The organism is Qipengyuania marincola, assembly GCF_029688625.1.
Classification (GTDB): domain Bacteria; phylum Pseudomonadota; class Alphaproteobacteria; order Sphingomonadales; family Sphingomonadaceae; genus Qipengyuania.
On sequence record NZ_JARULC010000004.1, the window covers coordinates 118,863 to 134,778 of the forward strand.

The window sequence follows — 15,916 nt, forward strand, 5'->3', positions numbered from 1 at the left end:
TCTAGAGCCAATCTTTCATAATCGCGATGCTAATTGCGCCGATGGTTATTGCGACGATAACGCCAACCCAACCAGCCCAAGCTATTTCGGGTTTATCTGATTTTTGGGGGTGGGAACTCAGATTGTTTTCGACATTTACGACGACTTGTGGCGTAGTCTGAATGTCGTTCCCTGAGGTTTTTATGCTCTTGGCATGTGACGGAATGAGATCGCTCAATTCTGCGCGAGAAGCCTTCCAAACTGTATGCTCGTCCGTATCTTCGCGCTCGAATGCGCGTTCAGCTGTTGCCAGCCCTGCCCGGGTCACCTGATATCCTGACGCCCTCCAATTATCGAAATTTGAGCTGGCAAGACCAAGCGATACAAGGTGATTAAGTGATATTTTCGCACGTGCGTCCGTAGTCGCAGGATGAAATTTCGCAGCAACTTGCTTTGCTGTGATGGGACGCCCTGTTGTTTCAGCTTCCTCAACGAGAATTAGCAAACACGCACTGTCCATGTCCGCAAGCGACGCCACTAAAGCATTCCCACAAATTTCTCGAACAGGTAGAAACTGTCCTGCGGGCCGGGGCTCGCTTCCGGGTGATACTGGACCCCGAACGCCTTCTTGCCCTTGATCGAAATGCCGCAATTGGTGCCGTCGAACAGCGAGACGTGGGTCTGCTCAACCTCGGGCGGCAGCGTGTCGGCATCGACCGCGAAGCCGTGGTTCATGCTGGTGATCTCGACCAGCCCCTCGCTCTCGCCCCACTCGCCCCCGACGCGCTGCACAGGGTGGTTGGCGCCGCGGTGGCCCTGAAACATCTTGGCGGTCTTCGCCCCTGCCGCGAGGCCGAGCATCTGGTGGCCGAGGCAGATGCCGAACAGCGGCACATCCGCGTCCAGCAGTCCCTTGATCACCGGCACGGCATACTCGCCCGTCGCCGCCGGATCGCCCGGGCCGTTGGAGAGAAACACGCCATCGGGCTTCAGCCGCATGATCTCGTCAAGCGAAGTGCGCGCGGGCACCACCGTCACCTTCGCGCCCGCTTTCATGAGGTTGCGGAAGATATTGTCCTTCGCGCCGTAATCGATCGCGACCACATGCGGCTTCGCATTGTCCGCCTTCGCGTAGCCGGTACCGAGCTGCCAATAGCCGCCCTGCCAGTCCTCCAGCACGCCGCGCGTCACGCCGGGAACGAGGTCGAGGCCTTCCAGCCCGCTCCATTCCGCTGCCTGGGCCTTCAGCGCCTTCACATCGAACTGCCCGCGCGGGCTATGCGCGATCACTGCGTTCGGCGCGCCCGACAGGCGGATGCGGCGCGTCAGCGCGCGAGTGTCCACGCCCGACAGGCCTATCTTGCCATGGCTCACGCACCATTCGACGAATTCGTTCTGTGCGCGGAAATTGGAATGCGGGGTCACCGCCTGGCGCACCACCAGCCCGACTGCGCCGAGGCCGCGGCTTTCCACATCCTCTTCGTTCGCGCCGACATTGCCGATATGCGGGAATGTGAAGGTGACGATCTGGCTGTCGTAGGAGGGATCGGTCATCACCTCCTGGTAGCCGGTCATGGCGGTGTTGAAGCACACCTCGCCCACGGCAGAGCCGGTCGCGCCGAAGCCCTTGCCCCAGATGCAGGTGCCGTCCGCGAGAACGAGCACGCCCGTCGCGTCTTTGGGTTGCGCGTGCGAAAATACGGGCAGGGCCATGGGCTCTCCGAGTCAGGGGTTTCCGGCGATGTCGCTAAGCCCCACCGGCTAAGCGCGCTTGCGCATCCCGTCAAGCGGAACACTTGGCTTTGCGCCAGCTTGTTCTACATGAAGCGCCAACCATCCACAGTTTAGCGTTACGAGGCCCCATGCTCCGCGAGAAGATCCAGACCGAAACCGTCACCGCCATGAAGGCGAAGGACAAGGAGCGCACCGCCGCGCTGCGCCTGATCGGGGCCAAGATCAAGGATCGGGACATCGAGCTGCGGACCTCGGACAAGAAGCCCGAGGACGACGAGCTGGTCACCGACGTGTTGATGAAGATGGCCAAACAGCGCCGCGAATCGATCGCGATGTACGAGGATGGCGGCCGCCAGGAGCTGGCCGACAAGGAAAAAGCCGAGCTCGTTGTGATCGAGGAATTCCTGCCCAAGCAGATGAGCGAGGACGAAACCCGCGCGGCGATCGCGCAGATCAAGTCAGACCTGAATGCGGAGGGCATGAAGGACATGGGCCGCGTGATGGGCGAGCTGAAAGCCCGCCACGGCGCCTCGCTCGACATGAGCCGGGCCAGCGGCCTCGTGAAGGAGTCGCTTTCGTGAAGAGGCTCGCCCTGCTCGCCCTGCCCTTCGCCCTCGCCGCCTGTAGCGAGAGCGAGCCGGAGCCTGCGCCCACCCCCACCCCGACCGTTGCCGCACCGCGATTGCTGGTCGGCGCCGATCTGGACCTGTCGACGTTGGGCGCGAAAATCGTCGGCCCGCAAGGACCCGAGGTGGAGACGACGCTCAGCGCAGGCGGACGTCAGCTCGGCACGATGGTCAGTTACGTCGCCTGCCCCGAAGAGGTGACCGAGTGTGTGCCGGGCCAGCTGCCCGCCGATACGGTTTATACCTATGTGCATCAGATAACCTTGTCCGACGCCGATGAGGCGGAACCCGACGCGCAGCCAAGCGAGGGTCCGGAAGTCGTGGAAGCGCCCCCGACCCTGTTCCGCACCACGCAGCGCGCTCATGGCTTCAACCAGTCGATCGGATATTCGAAGGACCAGGCGCAAGCCGCGCTCGGCGATCCGGATGCAATCTCGATCAGCATCGACAATGGCAGCCTCATCTGGCGCGTGGTTGCCGGATCGGGCTGGCAACCGGGTTCGACCATCACCTTCTGGTGGCAGTCGACGCTTCCCCCGGCGGGCCCTGCCGATGCCTACCTGCTGGAGATCGACGGCGATCAGGCAAGCGCGACCGGACCGTTTCCTGCCGAACCGGAAAATCCGGCAGACGGAGCTGCTGGCAACTAGCGATTCGGCGGACCGGGTAGTAGGGATTCTCGCCCTATGGCCCTGTCACCCCAATGGCTCGACGAACTGCGCGCGCGGACCACGCTGTCCGCAGTGATCGGTCGTACCACGCGGCTGTTGAAGGCGGGCCGCGAGTTCAAGGCCTGCTGCCCGTTTCACAACGAGAAAACGCCTAGCTTCTACGTCAATGACGAGAAGGGCTTCTACCACTGTTTCGGCTGCGAGGCGCATGGCGACGCAATCCGCTGGCTGACCGACCAGCGCGGCATGCCGTTCATGGAGGCGGTGAAGGAGCTTGCCGCCGAAGCCGGGATGGAGCTGCCCGCTCCCGATCCGCAGGCTGCCAAGCGCGCAGAGAAGCGCGCCAGCCTGCACGATGTGACCGCGGCGGCGCAGGACTGGTTCGAAAGTAATCTGCGCGGCAGCGAAGGTGCGGCTGCACGCAGCTATCTTGCGAAGCGCGGGTTTACGGACGCCACGGTCCGCGAGTTCGGCTTCGGCTATGCTCCGGAGGACCGGCAGGCGCTCAAACGCGCGCTCGGCAAGTTCGACGAGGGCATGCTGTTTGATGCCGGCATGCGCATCATTGTCGAGGACAAGGAGCCCTACGATCGGTTTCGTGGCCGCTTGATGCTGCCGATCCACGATACCCGAGGCCGGGTCATCGCCTTCGGTGGCCGGATCCTCGATGCGGAGGCCAATCCCAAGGCACCCAAATACCTCAACAGCCCGGATACCCCGCTCTTCGACAAGGGCCGCACGCTTTACAACCTCCATCGCGCCGCGCCTGCCGCCCGCCAAAGCGGGCGGATGATTGTCGTCGAAGGCTATATGGACGCAATCGCGCTTGCCAATGCGGGTATCCGCGAAGCCGTGGCCCCGCTTGGTACGGCACTGACGGAGAACCAGCTCGGGTTGCTCTGGCGTCAGGTGGAACGCCCCATTCTGTGCTTCGATGGCGATAATGCCGGACAGCGCGCGGCTATGCGGGCCATAGGACGCGCGCTTCCCATGCTGCGCCCGGGTCATTCGTTGAGCATCGTGCGCCTGCCGACGGGCATGGACCCGGACGATCTCATTCGCGAGAAAGGCGTCGCGGCCCTTGAAGCCCTGCTTGAACGACCCGCGAGCCTGCTCGACACGTTGTGGGAGTTTGAGAAGGCCGCTGCTCCGCTGGACTCTCCCGAGGACAAGGCCGGCCTGAAGGCGCGCCTGCTCGATCATGTCGAAGCGATCCAGCATCCCGATATTCGCTCGCTCTACAAACGCGAACTGCTCGAGCGCTTCTCCACCTTCGCTTTTCCCCCCCGGCCCCAGCGTGATTATGGTCCGCGCACAAATTGGAAGAAGGGGGACTGGAAACGCCCCCTCCCCACACTCTCTCCGGATGTCGCGAACCAGCTGAAACGCGCCATGGCGGGAGGATCGCGCGACATGTTTTCGCGCGCCGTCATCGCCGGCCTCGTGCGCTTTCCCGATCAGATCGCCAGGCACGAGGATGCGCTGGCCGATTTCGCCCGGAGTGACCAAAATGTCGGCCCTGCAATAGATTTGTTGCTGGAGACCGCAGAAACGCTTGATTTGACCGGAGGATCGCCCATATCGCTCGAACGAGGCCTTCCCGCCCTGCCGGCAAAACCGAACTTCGCCTTCCTCGATGAAGGCACCGACCCGGATGAAGCGCGCGAGGATTTGGCCGAAGCTGTGTCGTTGCTGGTCGAAAGACCTGCGCTGGAGTCCGCCCTTGCGGAGGCTACGGCGCGTTTTGATCGCGACCCGGAAGGCTCCTTTGCCGAACAGGCCCGATTGCGTGAGCGCTTGCTGGCCCTTAACGAGCGATTGAAGCAGTTCGGGCGCAGGAAAGCGGCAGGGCCGGACGATTCGGATTCATGATTGCCGCGGAAGTGCACTCCGCGCGTAGCTAGAGATTGGGTTAACGCACCTTATGGCCACCAAGTCGAAGTCCGCCGACAAGGACGACGCGCCGCTGATCGATCTCAACGAGGCATCGGTCAAGAAGCTCATCACCAAGGCGAAGAAAAAGGGCTACGTCACTTACGACGAGCTTAACGATGCCTTGCCGCAGGGCGAAATGAGCTCGGACCAGATCGAGGATATCCAGTCCGCGTTGTCGGACATGGGCGTCCAGATCGTGGAAAGCGACGAGGAAGCAGAGGCGGCGGCCGAGGAAGCCGACGAGGTCGAGGAGATCTCCGTCGACGAAAAGCCCGGCAAGAAGGACGCGAAGAAGACCCCGGCCGCGGCGGCAAAGAAGACCGCTACCGGTGAACGAACCGACGATCCGGTCCGCATGTACCTGCGCGAGATGGGCGCGGTCGAGTTGCTGAGCCGCGAAGGCGAAATCGCCATCGCCAAGCGCATCGAAGCTGGCCGCGACATGATGATCATGGGCTTGTGCCAGAGCCCGATCACCTTCCACGCCATCATCCAGTGGTCCGAAGCGCTCAATAACGAGGAGATGCAGCTGCGCGAGATCCTCGATCTCGATGCTATGCTGTCCAAGGAGCCGCCGGCCGACAAGCTCGCCGACGATGCCGAGGACGATGACGACGACGGCGAGATCTCCGAGGAAACCGCCGGCCCGACAATCCGTGATGACGACGAGGACGAGGACGATGATTCCGACTCCGAGGACGAAGACGGCGAAGAGGGCTCCTCCAAGAAGGACGATGACGACGACGAGGACAACACCATGTCTCTCGCCCAGATGGAAGCCGCGCTAAAGCCGGATGCCATCGAGCGTTTCGCCCGCATCACCGACCTGTTCGGCAAGTTCGAGAAGCTTCAGAAGGAGCGGGTCGAAGTGATGGGCCGCGGTGAGAACTTCACCGCCGCGAAGGAAAAGAAATACGAGGCGCTGAGCGAGCAGCTTACGGCCGAGGTCGAAAGCGTTCAGTTCCATGCGACCAAGATCGAATTCCTGGTTGACAATCTCTACGCCTTCAATCGCCGGCTGACCGCTCTTGGCGGGCAGATGCTGCGCCTTGCGGAACGGCACAAGGTCAAGCGCGTCGACTTCCTCGACGCCTATATCGGCAACGAGCTCGACGACACATGGATGGACGAGCGGGTCAAGAAGGACAAGAAATGGGCTGCCTTCGCCGAGAAGGAAGCCGACGCGATCGATCGCATCCGGACGGAGATCGCCGACATCGCCAGCCAGACCGGTATGGCGCTGGAGGAATTCCGCCGCATCGTGAACATGGTCCAGAAGGGCGAGCGCGAGGCGCGGATCGCCAAGAAGGAAATGGTCGAGGCGAACCTGCGCCTCGTGATCTCGATCGCGAAAAAATATACCAACCGCGGGCTACAGTTCCTCGACCTGATCCAGGAGGGCAACATCGGCCTGATGAAGGCGGTCGACAAGTTCGAATACCGTCGCGGCTACAAGTTCAGCACTTATGCCACGTGGTGGATTCGCCAGGCGATCACCCGTTCGATCGCCGACCAGGCGCGCACGATCCGCATCCCGGTTCACATGATCGAAACGATCAACAAGCTCGTCCGCTGTTCGCGCCAGTTCCTGCACGACCAGGGCCGCGAGCCAACGCCCGAAGAGATGGCGGAGAAGCTCTCCATGCCGCTCGAGAAGGTGCGCAAGGTGATGAAGATCGCCAAGGAACCGATCAGCCTCGAAACGCCGATCGGCGACGAGGAAGATTCGCACCTCGGCGATTTCATCCAGGATCCGAACGCGATCATCCCGGTCGATGCGGCGATCCAGTCGAACCTGAAGGAAACGGTCACCCGCGTCCTTGCTTCGCTGACCCCGCGCGAAGAACGCGTGCTGCGCATGCGCTTCGGCATCGGCATGAACACCGACCACACGCTCGAAGAAGTCGGTCAGCAGTTCTCGGTGACGCGCGAACGTATCCGTCAGATCGAGGCCAAGGCGCTGCGCAAGCTCAAGCACCCGAGCCGGAGTCGCAAGATGCGCTCGTTCCTGGATCAGTGAGCGCGAAGCCATAGCGGCGGGGAGGCCGGGTGATGAAAAGCCTCGAAGCCGCGGGCGTTTACACCTACGCCGACTACGACGAGAAACCCGATCCCAGCCACCGCCCAATGTATCTTGCGCCGGTGTTGGAAGCTTTGCGCGAGATACCGCCCGGATCGCGCGTTTTGGACGCAGGCTGCGGGGGCGGCGACTTCGCAATAGGTCTGCATGAGGCAGGCTACGAAGTCCTCGGCAGTGACGCCTCGGCAAGCGCGATCCGCGCGGCCCGGGCGCTGGGCGTCGGACGGTTCGAACAAGCATCGCTTTACGACGATCTCCTCGCGCCCTTCGGCCATCCGGACATCTCGGCGATAGTCTGCGTCGAGGTCATTGAGCACCTCTACAGTCCGCTGACCTTCGTGCGCCGCGCGCACGAGGCGCTGCCCGATGGCGGACTCCTCATTGTAACGACGCCCTATTGGGGATGGCTCAAGAATGTGGCGCTGGCGGTCACCAACCGCATGGATCGCTCGCTCACCGCGCTGTGGGAAGGCGGCCATATCAAGCATTTTTCGCGCCGAACACTGACGCAGCTCCTGGAAGAGAACGGCTTCGAACCGGTGGCATTTCGCGGTGCCGGTGAAACGGCCAGACAGCGGCGGATACCCTACTTGTGGAGCGGCATGATGATGGCGTTTCGCAAACTTCCGACGGACAGCCGCAACAGCACAGGAAAAAGCGGCCCAGCGCGGTAGAAACTGCCAGCGCAATCGCCTATGTCGCCACCATGCGTATCGCCATAGCCTCCGACCACGCCGCCATCGAGCTCAAGGCGACCTTGCGCGACTGGTTGATCGAGCAGGGCCACGAGGTCGCCGATCTCGGCCCCGAGACTACGGACAGCGTCGATTATCCCGATTTCGGTTATAAGCTCGCCGGCGTCATCGCCGACGGAACTGCCGAGCGCGGCGTAGCCCTGTGCGGATCCGGAATCGGCATCTCGATGAGCGTGAACCGCAATCCTGCAGTCCGCTGTGCCCTCGTGTCCGAACCGCTTTCCGCCGCGCTTTGCCGCGAACACAATGATGCGAATTGCATCGCGATGGGCGCGCGTCTCATTGGCAGCGACATGGCGATAGCCTGCCTCACCGCTTTCCTCGAAATCGAATTCGGCGGTGGGCGCCACCAGCGTCGCGTCGACAAGCTCTCAAATCCGGAATTCTGAACATGGCTACTCTTCCCAAGGACACCGCACGCGAACCGATGGATCGCTTCTGGCATGACACGCTGGCTGAGGCCGATCCCGAAATTTACGGCGCCATTCGCAAGGAACTGGCGCGCCAGCAGGACAAGATCGAGCTGATCGCGTCGGAAAATATCGCCTCGACCGCGGTACTTGAAGCCACCGGTAGCGTGTTCACCAACAAATATGCCGAAGGCTATCCGGGCAAGCGCTATTATGGCGGATGCGACTATGCCGACGTGGTCGAAACGCTGGCGATCGAGCGCGCCAAGCAATTGTTCGGCTGCAATTATGCAAACGTCCAGCCCAACTCCGGTAGCCAGATGAATCAGGCGGTGTTCCTTGCCCTGCTGGAGCCGGGCGACACCTTCATGGGGCTCGACCTCAATTCCGGTGGCCACCTGACTCACGGTTCGCCGGTCAATATGAGCGGGAAGTGGTTCAATCCGGTCAGCTACGGCGTGCGTCAGGACGACGAGCTGATCGACATGGATGCCGTGATGGCGACCGCCAAGGAGCACAAGCCCAAGCTGATTATCGCCGGCGGCACTGCCTACTCCCGGGTCTGGGACTGGGAAGCCTTTCGCAAGGTGGCGGACGAAGTCGGCGCTTACCTGATGGTCGACATGAGCCACATCTCCGGCCTCGTCGCGGGCGGCGCGCACCCCTCGCCCTTCCCGCATGCCGATATAGTCACCACCACCACGCACAAGAGCCTCCGCGGTCCGCGCTCCGGCGTGATCCTCTGGAACGACGAGAAATACACCAAGCCGATCAACATGGCGGTGTTCCCTGGCATGCAGGGCGGTCCGCTGATGCACGTCGTCGCGGCCAAGGCAGTGGCCTTCGGCGAAGCGCTGCGGCCGGACTTCAGGGACTATGCCCAGCGCGTCGTCGACAATGCCCGCGCGCTGGCGAAAAGCATCGAGGCGAACGGGCTGCGTGTGGTTTCCGGTGGCACGGATAACCACTCGATGCTGGTCGACCTCACAGCCAAGGACGTGACCGGCAAGGCGGCAGAAGCGGGCCTCGACCGGGCATGGCTGACCTGCAACAAGAACGGCATCCCGTTCGATACGCGCAGCCCCTTCGTGACCAGCGGCGTCCGTCTGGGCACACCTGCGGGGACCACGCGCGGCTTCGGGCCCGCGGAATTCGAGCAAATCGGCAAGCTTATAACGGAGGTCGTCGACGGCTTGTCGAAAAATGGCCCCGAGGGCGATGCGCAGGTGGAAGAAAGCGTTCGCAAGCGCGTAAGCGAATTGTGTGACCAATTCCCCGTCTACCCCGGGAGATAGATGATGAGCCAGGACAATTACGACGGTGGCCACGACCTTGGCGAGCGGGCTCGCGAGGAAGCCAAGGCAATGGCCAAGGACGGCATGGCACACCCTTCGACCAAGCCCGTGCTGACGGGCGCGGCCATCGGGGTCGTCGCCGCAGCCCTCCTGCCGGTCATTACCTGGCCGGTCGGCCTCGCTGCGGGCGCAGGGATTGCATTCTACAACAGGATCAAGAAGTAAGCCTCTGAATGCGCTGCCCATTTTGCGCCCATGACGACAGCCAGGTGAAGGATAGTCGTCCGACCGAGGATTCCACTTCGATCCGTCGCCGCCGCCAGTGTTCGAGCTGCGGGGCGCGTTTCACCACGTTCGAGCGGGTTCAGCTGCGCGAGGTCACAGTGGTGAAGTCCGGTGGCAATGGAGAAAAGGCGCGTCGCCAACCCTTCGACCGCGCCAAGCTGGAACAATCAATAGCTCTCGCATGCCGCAAGCGCGACGTGCCGCAGGAGCGCATCGACCAGTTGGCTTCGGGAATCCAGCGTCAGGTCGAAACCGCCGGCGAGGCCGAAATCCCCTCGCAGCGTATCGGCGAGATGGTAATGGACGGGCTGCGCCAGATCGACAGCGTCGCCTATATCCGCTTCGCGAGCGTCTATCGCGACTTCAGCGAGGCACGCGATTTCGAGGAATTCGCCAGCACGGTGAAGGACGCCGCGAATGAGCGAGGCTGAGGCGCGCAAGCCGATCGTCGTGCTCGTCCGGCCGCAGCTTGGCGAAAATATCGGCAAGGCGGCTCGCGCAATGCTAAATTTCGGGCTGACAGAATTGCGTCTGGTCGAACCGCGCGACGGATGGCCCAACCCATCGGCAGGCCCGGCTGCTGCCGGTGCCGACATTGTGCTCGAACAAGCTCAGGTTTTCGCTTCGACCGCGGAAGCGGTGGCCGATTGCGCACATGTTTACGCGACCACCGTCCGCAAGCGCGGCGTAACCAAACCCGTAGTGACGCCTGAAGACGCGGCCCGCGAGGTTGCCGGGAACATCGGTCGCAGCGCTTTCCTGTTCGGTCCGGAACGTTCCGGCCTGGAGACCGAGGACGTGGCGCTTGCCCGCGCGATCCTGACCGTGCCGATCAATCCCGATTTCGGCTCGCTCAATCTGGCGCAGGCAGTGATCCTGTGCGCGTACGAATGGTCCAAGAATGAAACGCTCGTTCAGCCGACGCAGGAGGAATTGCTTCCGCCCGCTCCGCAGGACGAGCTGGAGGGTCTGATCGATCATCTTGATCGTATGCTGCAACCAAAGGGCTATTTCCTGCCGGAAAGCCGCGCTGAAGCAACCCGGCGTACCTTGCGTGGGGTGCTGACCAAACCGGGCTGGAATCACCTCGAGGTGCGCACGCTGCGCGGCGTACTATCTTCGCTGCAGCGCGAACCTAAGCCCTGATCCTATCCCATTCCTCTAACTCGTAAGCGATCGAGGTTTCGACCAGAAGGTCCCATATTTCGGCGATATTCCGTGTCGGAAGCTGTCGCATTTCAGCATCCGCAACGGCATTGCCGATCACCTCCGCCTTGCGCGCTTCGTCGCGCACGACATTACGGTCGGTCTTGATGCGGGCAGCCGCGCGCATGTATCCGAAACGGCGGTCCAGCAGCTCCATCAGCTGTCGGTCGGTCGTATCGACCCCGATCCGCACCTCGCGCATCTCGGTGCAGTCTTCGGGGAGCTTGAAAGTGTCGTCCATGGACCGGCCCACTGCCCTCCCCGGTGCTCTTTGTCGAGTATTGATCGCCACGCTTGACGAATGGCGCAAAACTGCTATTCGCGCGCCTCGCTAATTGGCCCCGCACCCCGGTGAAGCGGTGGCCGCGCCGGAACCTCGTGTTCCGACGGTGCGATGCCGGGTTGGATGGTCACCAGACGGGTGGCTCAGCAAATCGAAGGAAAGACTTATGTCGAAGCGCAAGAGCGCCAAGTACAAACTCGACCGCCGGATGGGTGAAAACATCTGGGGTCGCCCGAATTCCCCGGTCAACAAGCGATCCTATGGCCCCGGCCAGCACGGCCAGCGCCGCAAGGGCAAGATGTCCGACTTCGGCCTGCAGCTGCGCGCCAAGCAGAAGCTCAAGGGCTATTACGGCGACGTGACCGAGAAGCAGTTCAAGCGCACCTACAAGGAAGCGTCGGCCATGAAGGGCGACACCGGTCAGAACCTGATCGGTCTGCTCGAACAGCGTCTCGACATGGTCGTCTATCGCGCCAAGTTCGCCCCGACCATCTTCGCCGCCCGCCAGATCGTGAGCCACGGCCACATCTATCTCAACGGCGTGAAGACCAACGTCGCCTCGGCCCGCGTCAAGGTTGGCGACGTCGTCAGCCTGGGCAAGAAGGCGCAGGACATGGCGCTGGTCATCGAAGCACAGAGCCTGCCCGAACGTGAAATTCCGGACTACGTCGCGCCCGACGGCACCGACAAGGTGACTTTCACCCGCGTGCCGAAGCTCGACGAAGTGCCCTATCCGGTCACCATGGAACCGAACCTCGTGGTCGAGTTCTACTCGCGCTAAGAGGCAACGATATCGTCACGAAAGGGGCGGTCCTGCGGGGCCGCCCTTTTTCGTTTCAATTCGTCGTGTTTTCAGTGGTTTGACTGGAACTGCAATGCGGTCTGTAGGTTCGCAGATCACTATGACACAATACCGGTTCATCACCCCCAATCGTCGCGGGAAATGGTACGACAATCTGCGAGATGCGCAGGCGCGCGCCAATGCTATCGGTGCAGGATTTCTCGATTCCGCAGGCACTTTCGTACTCTATCGAGGGACTGTTCTGGAAATGCGGGAAAAAGCTATCCGTTCGGCCTAGATGCGCGCAGCGATCCGCAGGCTCTTCCAGATCATCAGCATGATGACGAGCGTTAATGCTCCACCCCAGAACCAGTACGGCAAAAGCAATGCTTCGGAAATCCGCCCGGTGTCGGACGGGCTCGGGCTGAACAGATAACCGATATCCTGATAGACGCTTACCGCGCCCTGCACACCGAGGAATTCGACTGCGATGCGCTGCCACTGGGCTTTGGCGCGTAGCGCGATCGCTATCGCCGCAATGCCGAAGAGCGGCAGCACCACCCACCCTACGACCGATCGCACCCAGATCAGCGTAGTCACGATCAAGGCGCCACCGAGCGCCAGCAGGACAATACGCGATGTCCGGCGCGAGCGGGCGGCGATGATCATGCCGCATCCGGCAATTGTCGGTCCGAGCAGGCCGGCCGCTGCGACCGCGGCATTCTCGAGTGCCCACAACCGGCCAGAATATTGTGCGAAACCCGACCCATTCGCTTCGATCACCAGGCGCTCGAAATCGGCGCCCAGCATGATCGCGGTGAGGCCATGCGCCATCTCGTGCCACCAGGTCGACAGCAACGTAAACGGCATCAGCGCCAGCGTGCCGATCTGCGTCTGCCACGCGATGATCGTCAGGACCGCAAACGCGACGATGTAACTCTGTTCGCGCTGGACGGAGGGTTTCACCTCATCCTCCGTATAGGGCAGGCCCAACTTGGCAGGTGCCACGGGCGACTGTCGGTTCTGGTCCATCCGAGGTGTGTTATCGGGCAGGCCACCTAACGCAAGTAATGCCTGCGGAATTCGCCCGCGAAGGTAGCAAAGCGCCCTTCGCCGATTGCATCGCGCATGGCCTGCATCAATTGCTGGTAGAAGGCGATGTTGTGCTCGGTCATCAGCATGGCGCCGAGGATCTCATTCGAGCGGACGAGGTGGTGAAGGTATGCCCTGCTATAGTTTCTGCAGGTATCGCAGGTGCACCGGCTGTCGAGTGGTTCCTGATCCTCGGCGAAGCGCGCATTGCGCAGGTTCATCGGACCGGTCCAGGTAAAGGCCTGCCCATTTCGCCCTGAACGGCTCGGCAGGACGCAGTCGAACATGTCGACACCGCGCTCGACTGCGCCGACCAGATCGTCGGGCTTGCCCACGCCCATCAGATAGCGCGGGCGGTCCTGCGGCAATTGAGCCGGCGCGAAATCGAGCGTTGCGAACATGGCCTCCTGCCCCTCGCCCACAGCAAGCCCGCCGATTGCATATCCATCGAAGCCTATGTCGGTAAGCTTTTCGGCACTGATCCTGCGCAGCTGCTCGTCCAGCGCGCCCTGCTGGATACCGAACAGGGCCGAGCGCGCAGCGTGCTCCTCACCGCTGTCGAAGCCGTCGCGGCTGCGCTTTGCCCACCGCATGCTCATTTCCATGCTCGCCGCAATCTCGTCGCGCGGGCGATCGGCGCGGGGGCATTCATCGAAGGCCATCACGATATCGCTGCCGAGCAGCCGCTGGATTTCCATGCTGCGTTCGGGCGTGAGCATGTGCTTCGAGCCATCGAGGTGGCTGCGGAATTCGACACCCTGTTCGGTGAGCTTGTTGAGGTCTGACAGGCTCATGACCTGATACCCGCCGCTGTCGGTCAGGATCGGCCGCTGCCAGTTCATGAATGAGTGCAAGCCTCCAAGGCGCGCGACACGCTCTGCCCCGGGACGCAGCATCAGGTGATAGGTATTGCCCAGAATGATGTCCGCGCCGGTCTTGCGCACCGTTTCGGGTTTCAGGGCCTTTACGGTCGCGGCAGTTCCTACCGGCATGAAGGCGGGCGTGCGAATCTCGCCGCGTCGCATCGCGATCAGTCCGGTGCGCGCGGCCCCGTCTGTCGCTGAAATGGTAAAGTCGAAGCGCGGTGGCATGGTTCAGAACCCGTAGATCAATGTCGCGCGGGTCAGCGTATCGGTCGAAACCTTGCCTGCCGGAGGATTGCTGTCGTAATCAACCTGGTAGGACATGCGCGCGCGCAAGCTGTCGCTGACCTTGAAGTCGAGCCCGGTGACGAGATTGAGCGTGGTGTTCGAGCTGTCGACCAGCAACACGGCTTCGCCACCCGTTTCCGCGACGGCGTTGGCGTCTTGTGTCAGCGTCAGCCGCTCGAAGATCTGCCAGTCGAAGTCGAACCCTGCAAGGCCGGCAAGGCGCTGCTCGCTACGTCCGTCGGTATAGTCGGTGATGCGAAAGGCAGGTCCGGCTTTGACGGCCAGGCTGAGCCCGTCGCGGTCGACGATCTTGTAACCGAGACCCCCCGAGACGGCATAGCGCGCGTCGATCCCCTGGATCTGGTCTCGCTCAAATTGAGCGAGGCCATAGGCGAAGAGATCATCCGTGAATTGCCAGCGCGGCTCGTAAGCTGCGAAGAGCTGCTCGCGACTGGTCTCGCCGTTTTGACGCTGATAATCGAAGCGTGCACGCACGCGGTGCGACCAGTCGATCCCTTCACGCTTGAGCTTCAGCCCCGCAGCAACGCCGATCGTGTCGCTGTTACCGCTAGACTGGAAACCGCCAAGCTCGCCCTCGCCCTCCCAGCGGTCGAACAGGCCCGCCTGGCGGATGGCGGCCTGCTCGGCTTCGGCGGCAGCGGCTTCGCGAGCCAGCTTCTGCTGCGCCCATTCCTTCTCGATCGCAGCAATCTCAGAAGTGTCGTCGGGCCATGTCGTGCGGGCGAGCTCGAGCACGGTGGCTACTTTGGCTTCGTCTCCACTGGCGATGGCCGCTTCGATCATCTGGCGAGCACCAAGAGGCAATTCTGCCTGTGCCGGGAAGGCGATGAGCAGAACAGCGGGCACTATGAAGCGGGGCAAGCAGGTCTTCGACATGGCCGCAGCGCCTAGCGCGCAACTTTCGCCTTCGCCACCCTGCAAACAAAATGGCCGGCCTTCCAAGAGAGAAGACCGGCCATCTCGGATTGCTGGTCAATTAGAACCGCAGGCCTACGCCGGCCGTCGCACGAACCGTGTCGAACGAAATCGTGTCGAGATTGGCGCGCACGAACAGGCCGCCAACCGGGAGATCGAGACCGAGGCCGACCAGATAGTCGCTTTCGGTATCGTCGATGCCGCTGAAATCGATCGTGTCGTCGTTGATAATCTCGTTGTAATCGACCTTGACCGCCTGAATGCCGCCGCGGGCATAGACCTTCGCACCGCCCGGGGCACGGATGCCGAGGCGTGCATTGGCACCGTAATCGCCATCCAGCGCATCGGTGCCGAAGTTGTAATTGCCTTCAGCACCGATGAAGAGGCTCGGACCGACAGGGAAATCGTATCCCGCGAAGACGCCGAAGATCGGGCTGGAGTCGTCGAATTCAAAACCCGGAGCGATTTCTTCGACCTCGTCGTCGAGGCCGAGATCGTGAACGCCGGCCTGTACGCCGATAAAGCCATTGCCGGGCACCACGCTCTGCGCTTGTGCGGCGCTCGGAAGCGCGATTGCTGCCGCTGCAACAGCGGCGGTGAGTGCGATTTTTTTCATTATTGTTTCCGTCCTTGAAATTCCGCGCCGTTTCCCTTGGCGCGGCGCCAGAATTGCGCTCGCACGGCTGACGTTTTCATG

At 62.2% G+C, this 15,916-nt stretch carries 19 protein-coding genes; 12 read left to right on the plus strand and 7 right to left on the minus strand.

Features of this window, described 5'->3' with window-relative positions:
- Window position 1 precedes the first annotated feature (1 nt).
- Both P8Q88_RS14765 and carA read right to left on the minus strand, forming a co-directional pair.
- On the minus strand, window positions 2–517 hold the full coding sequence (locus P8Q88_RS14765; protein WP_278324622.1) for a hypothetical protein: 516 nt from the start codon (window positions 515–517) through the stop codon (window positions 2–4).
- On the minus strand, window positions 517–1,692 hold the full coding sequence (gene carA, locus P8Q88_RS14770; protein ID WP_278324623.1) for a glutamine-hydrolyzing carbamoyl-phosphate synthase small subunit: 1,176 nt from the start codon (window positions 1,690–1,692) through the stop codon (window positions 517–519). Before carA ends, P8Q88_RS14765 begins: the two co-directional genes overlap by 1 nt.
- 149 nt (window positions 1,693–1,841) lie before the next feature.
- On the opposite strand from carA, the gene P8Q88_RS14775 reads away from it, so the two are divergent.
- The 10 genes from P8Q88_RS14775 to P8Q88_RS14820 are packed head-to-tail and all read left to right on the plus strand — an operon-like array spanning window position 1,842 to window position 10,916.
- Entirely contained in the window at window positions 1,842–2,294 is a 453-nt protein-coding gene (locus tag P8Q88_RS14775) for a GatB/YqeY domain-containing protein (protein ID WP_278324624.1), read from the plus strand.
- Entirely contained in the window at window positions 2,291–2,989 is a 699-nt protein-coding gene (locus tag P8Q88_RS14780) for a hypothetical protein (RefSeq protein WP_278324625.1), read from the plus strand. The genes P8Q88_RS14775 and P8Q88_RS14780 overlap by 4 nt, the downstream gene beginning before the upstream one ends.
- Before the next feature lie 36 nt (window positions 2,990–3,025).
- Window positions 3,026–4,882: a DNA primase gene (dnaG, locus tag P8Q88_RS14785; protein WP_278324626.1), complete on the plus strand. Its 1,857-nt coding sequence runs from the start codon at window positions 3,026–3,028 to the stop codon at window positions 4,880–4,882.
- A gap of 52 nt (window positions 4,883–4,934) precedes the next feature.
- Window positions 4,935–6,965, plus strand: coding sequence for an RNA polymerase sigma factor RpoD (gene rpoD, locus P8Q88_RS14790; protein WP_278324627.1), 2,031 nt, complete (start codon window positions 4,935–4,937; stop codon window positions 6,963–6,965).
- 32 nt (window positions 6,966–6,997) lie between these two features.
- A complete protein-coding gene (locus tag P8Q88_RS14795; protein ID WP_278324628.1) occupies window positions 6,998–7,699 on the plus strand; it encodes a class I SAM-dependent methyltransferase in 702 nt (233 codons plus the stop codon).
- A gap of 32 nt (window positions 7,700–7,731) precedes the next feature.
- Entirely contained in the window at window positions 7,732–8,169 is a 438-nt protein-coding gene (locus P8Q88_RS14800) for an RpiB/LacA/LacB family sugar-phosphate isomerase (protein ID WP_278324629.1), read from the plus strand.
- A 2-nt stretch (window positions 8,170–8,171) separates the two neighbouring features.
- Window positions 8,172–9,485: a serine hydroxymethyltransferase gene (gene glyA, locus P8Q88_RS14805; protein ID WP_278324630.1), complete on the plus strand. Its 1,314-nt coding sequence runs from the start codon at window positions 8,172–8,174 to the stop codon at window positions 9,483–9,485.
- Window positions 9,486–9,488: 3 nt separating this feature from the next.
- Entirely contained in the window at window positions 9,489–9,710 is a 222-nt protein-coding gene (locus P8Q88_RS14810; RefSeq protein WP_278324631.1) for a hypothetical protein, read from the plus strand.
- An 8-nt stretch (window positions 9,711–9,718) separates the two neighbouring features.
- Window positions 9,719–10,201 carry a transcriptional regulator NrdR gene (nrdR, locus tag P8Q88_RS14815; RefSeq protein WP_278324632.1) on the plus strand — a complete coding sequence of 161 codons (483 nt, stop codon included), beginning with the start codon at window positions 9,719–9,721 and terminating at the stop codon, window positions 10,199–10,201.
- Window positions 10,188–10,916, plus strand: a complete 729-nt coding sequence (locus P8Q88_RS14820) for an RNA methyltransferase (protein ID WP_278324633.1) — start codon at window positions 10,188–10,190, stop codon at window positions 10,914–10,916. The genes nrdR and P8Q88_RS14820 overlap by 14 nt, the downstream gene beginning before the upstream one ends.
- On the opposite strand, the gene P8Q88_RS14825 is transcribed toward P8Q88_RS14820, so the two are convergent.
- The gene (locus P8Q88_RS14825) at window positions 10,906–11,217 is read right to left on the minus strand and encodes a chorismate mutase (RefSeq protein WP_278324634.1); all 312 of its coding nucleotides are present in this window, start codon (window positions 11,215–11,217) and stop codon (window positions 10,906–10,908) included. The two genes, P8Q88_RS14820 and P8Q88_RS14825, sit on opposite strands and share 11 nt — an antisense overlap.
- Before the next feature lie 208 nt (window positions 11,218–11,425).
- Between P8Q88_RS14825 and rpsD the strand changes: the two genes are divergently transcribed.
- Window positions 11,426–12,040 carry a 30S ribosomal protein S4 gene (rpsD, locus tag P8Q88_RS14830; protein ID WP_278324635.1) on the plus strand — a complete coding sequence of 205 codons (615 nt, stop codon included), beginning with the start codon at window positions 11,426–11,428 and terminating at the stop codon, window positions 12,038–12,040.
- A gap of 121 nt (window positions 12,041–12,161) precedes the next feature.
- A complete protein-coding gene (locus P8Q88_RS14835; protein WP_278324636.1) occupies window positions 12,162–12,338 on the plus strand; it encodes a hypothetical protein in 177 nt (58 codons plus the stop codon).
- Here P8Q88_RS14835 and P8Q88_RS14840 read toward each other — a convergent pair.
- The 4 genes from P8Q88_RS14840 to P8Q88_RS14855 form a co-directional block, all read right to left on the minus strand.
- The gene (locus P8Q88_RS14840; RefSeq protein ID WP_278324637.1) at window positions 12,335–13,072 is read right to left on the minus strand and encodes a M50 family metallopeptidase; all 738 of its coding nucleotides are present in this window, start codon (window positions 13,070–13,072) and stop codon (window positions 12,335–12,337) included. The genes P8Q88_RS14835 and P8Q88_RS14840 overlap by 4 nt on opposite strands.
- Before the next feature lie 26 nt (window positions 13,073–13,098).
- Entirely contained in the window at window positions 13,099–14,223 is a 1,125-nt protein-coding gene (tgt, locus tag P8Q88_RS14845) for a tRNA guanosine(34) transglycosylase Tgt (protein WP_278324638.1), read from the minus strand.
- Between the two features lie 3 nt (window positions 14,224–14,226).
- Window positions 14,227–15,180: a DUF481 domain-containing protein gene (locus tag P8Q88_RS14850; protein WP_278324639.1), complete on the minus strand. Its 954-nt coding sequence runs from the start codon at window positions 15,178–15,180 to the stop codon at window positions 14,227–14,229.
- Window positions 15,181–15,280: 100 nt separating this feature from the next.
- A complete protein-coding gene (locus P8Q88_RS14855; RefSeq protein ID WP_278324640.1) occupies window positions 15,281–15,835 on the minus strand; it encodes an outer membrane protein in 555 nt (184 codons plus the stop codon).
- Between the last annotated feature and the right edge of the window lie 81 nt (window positions 15,836–15,916).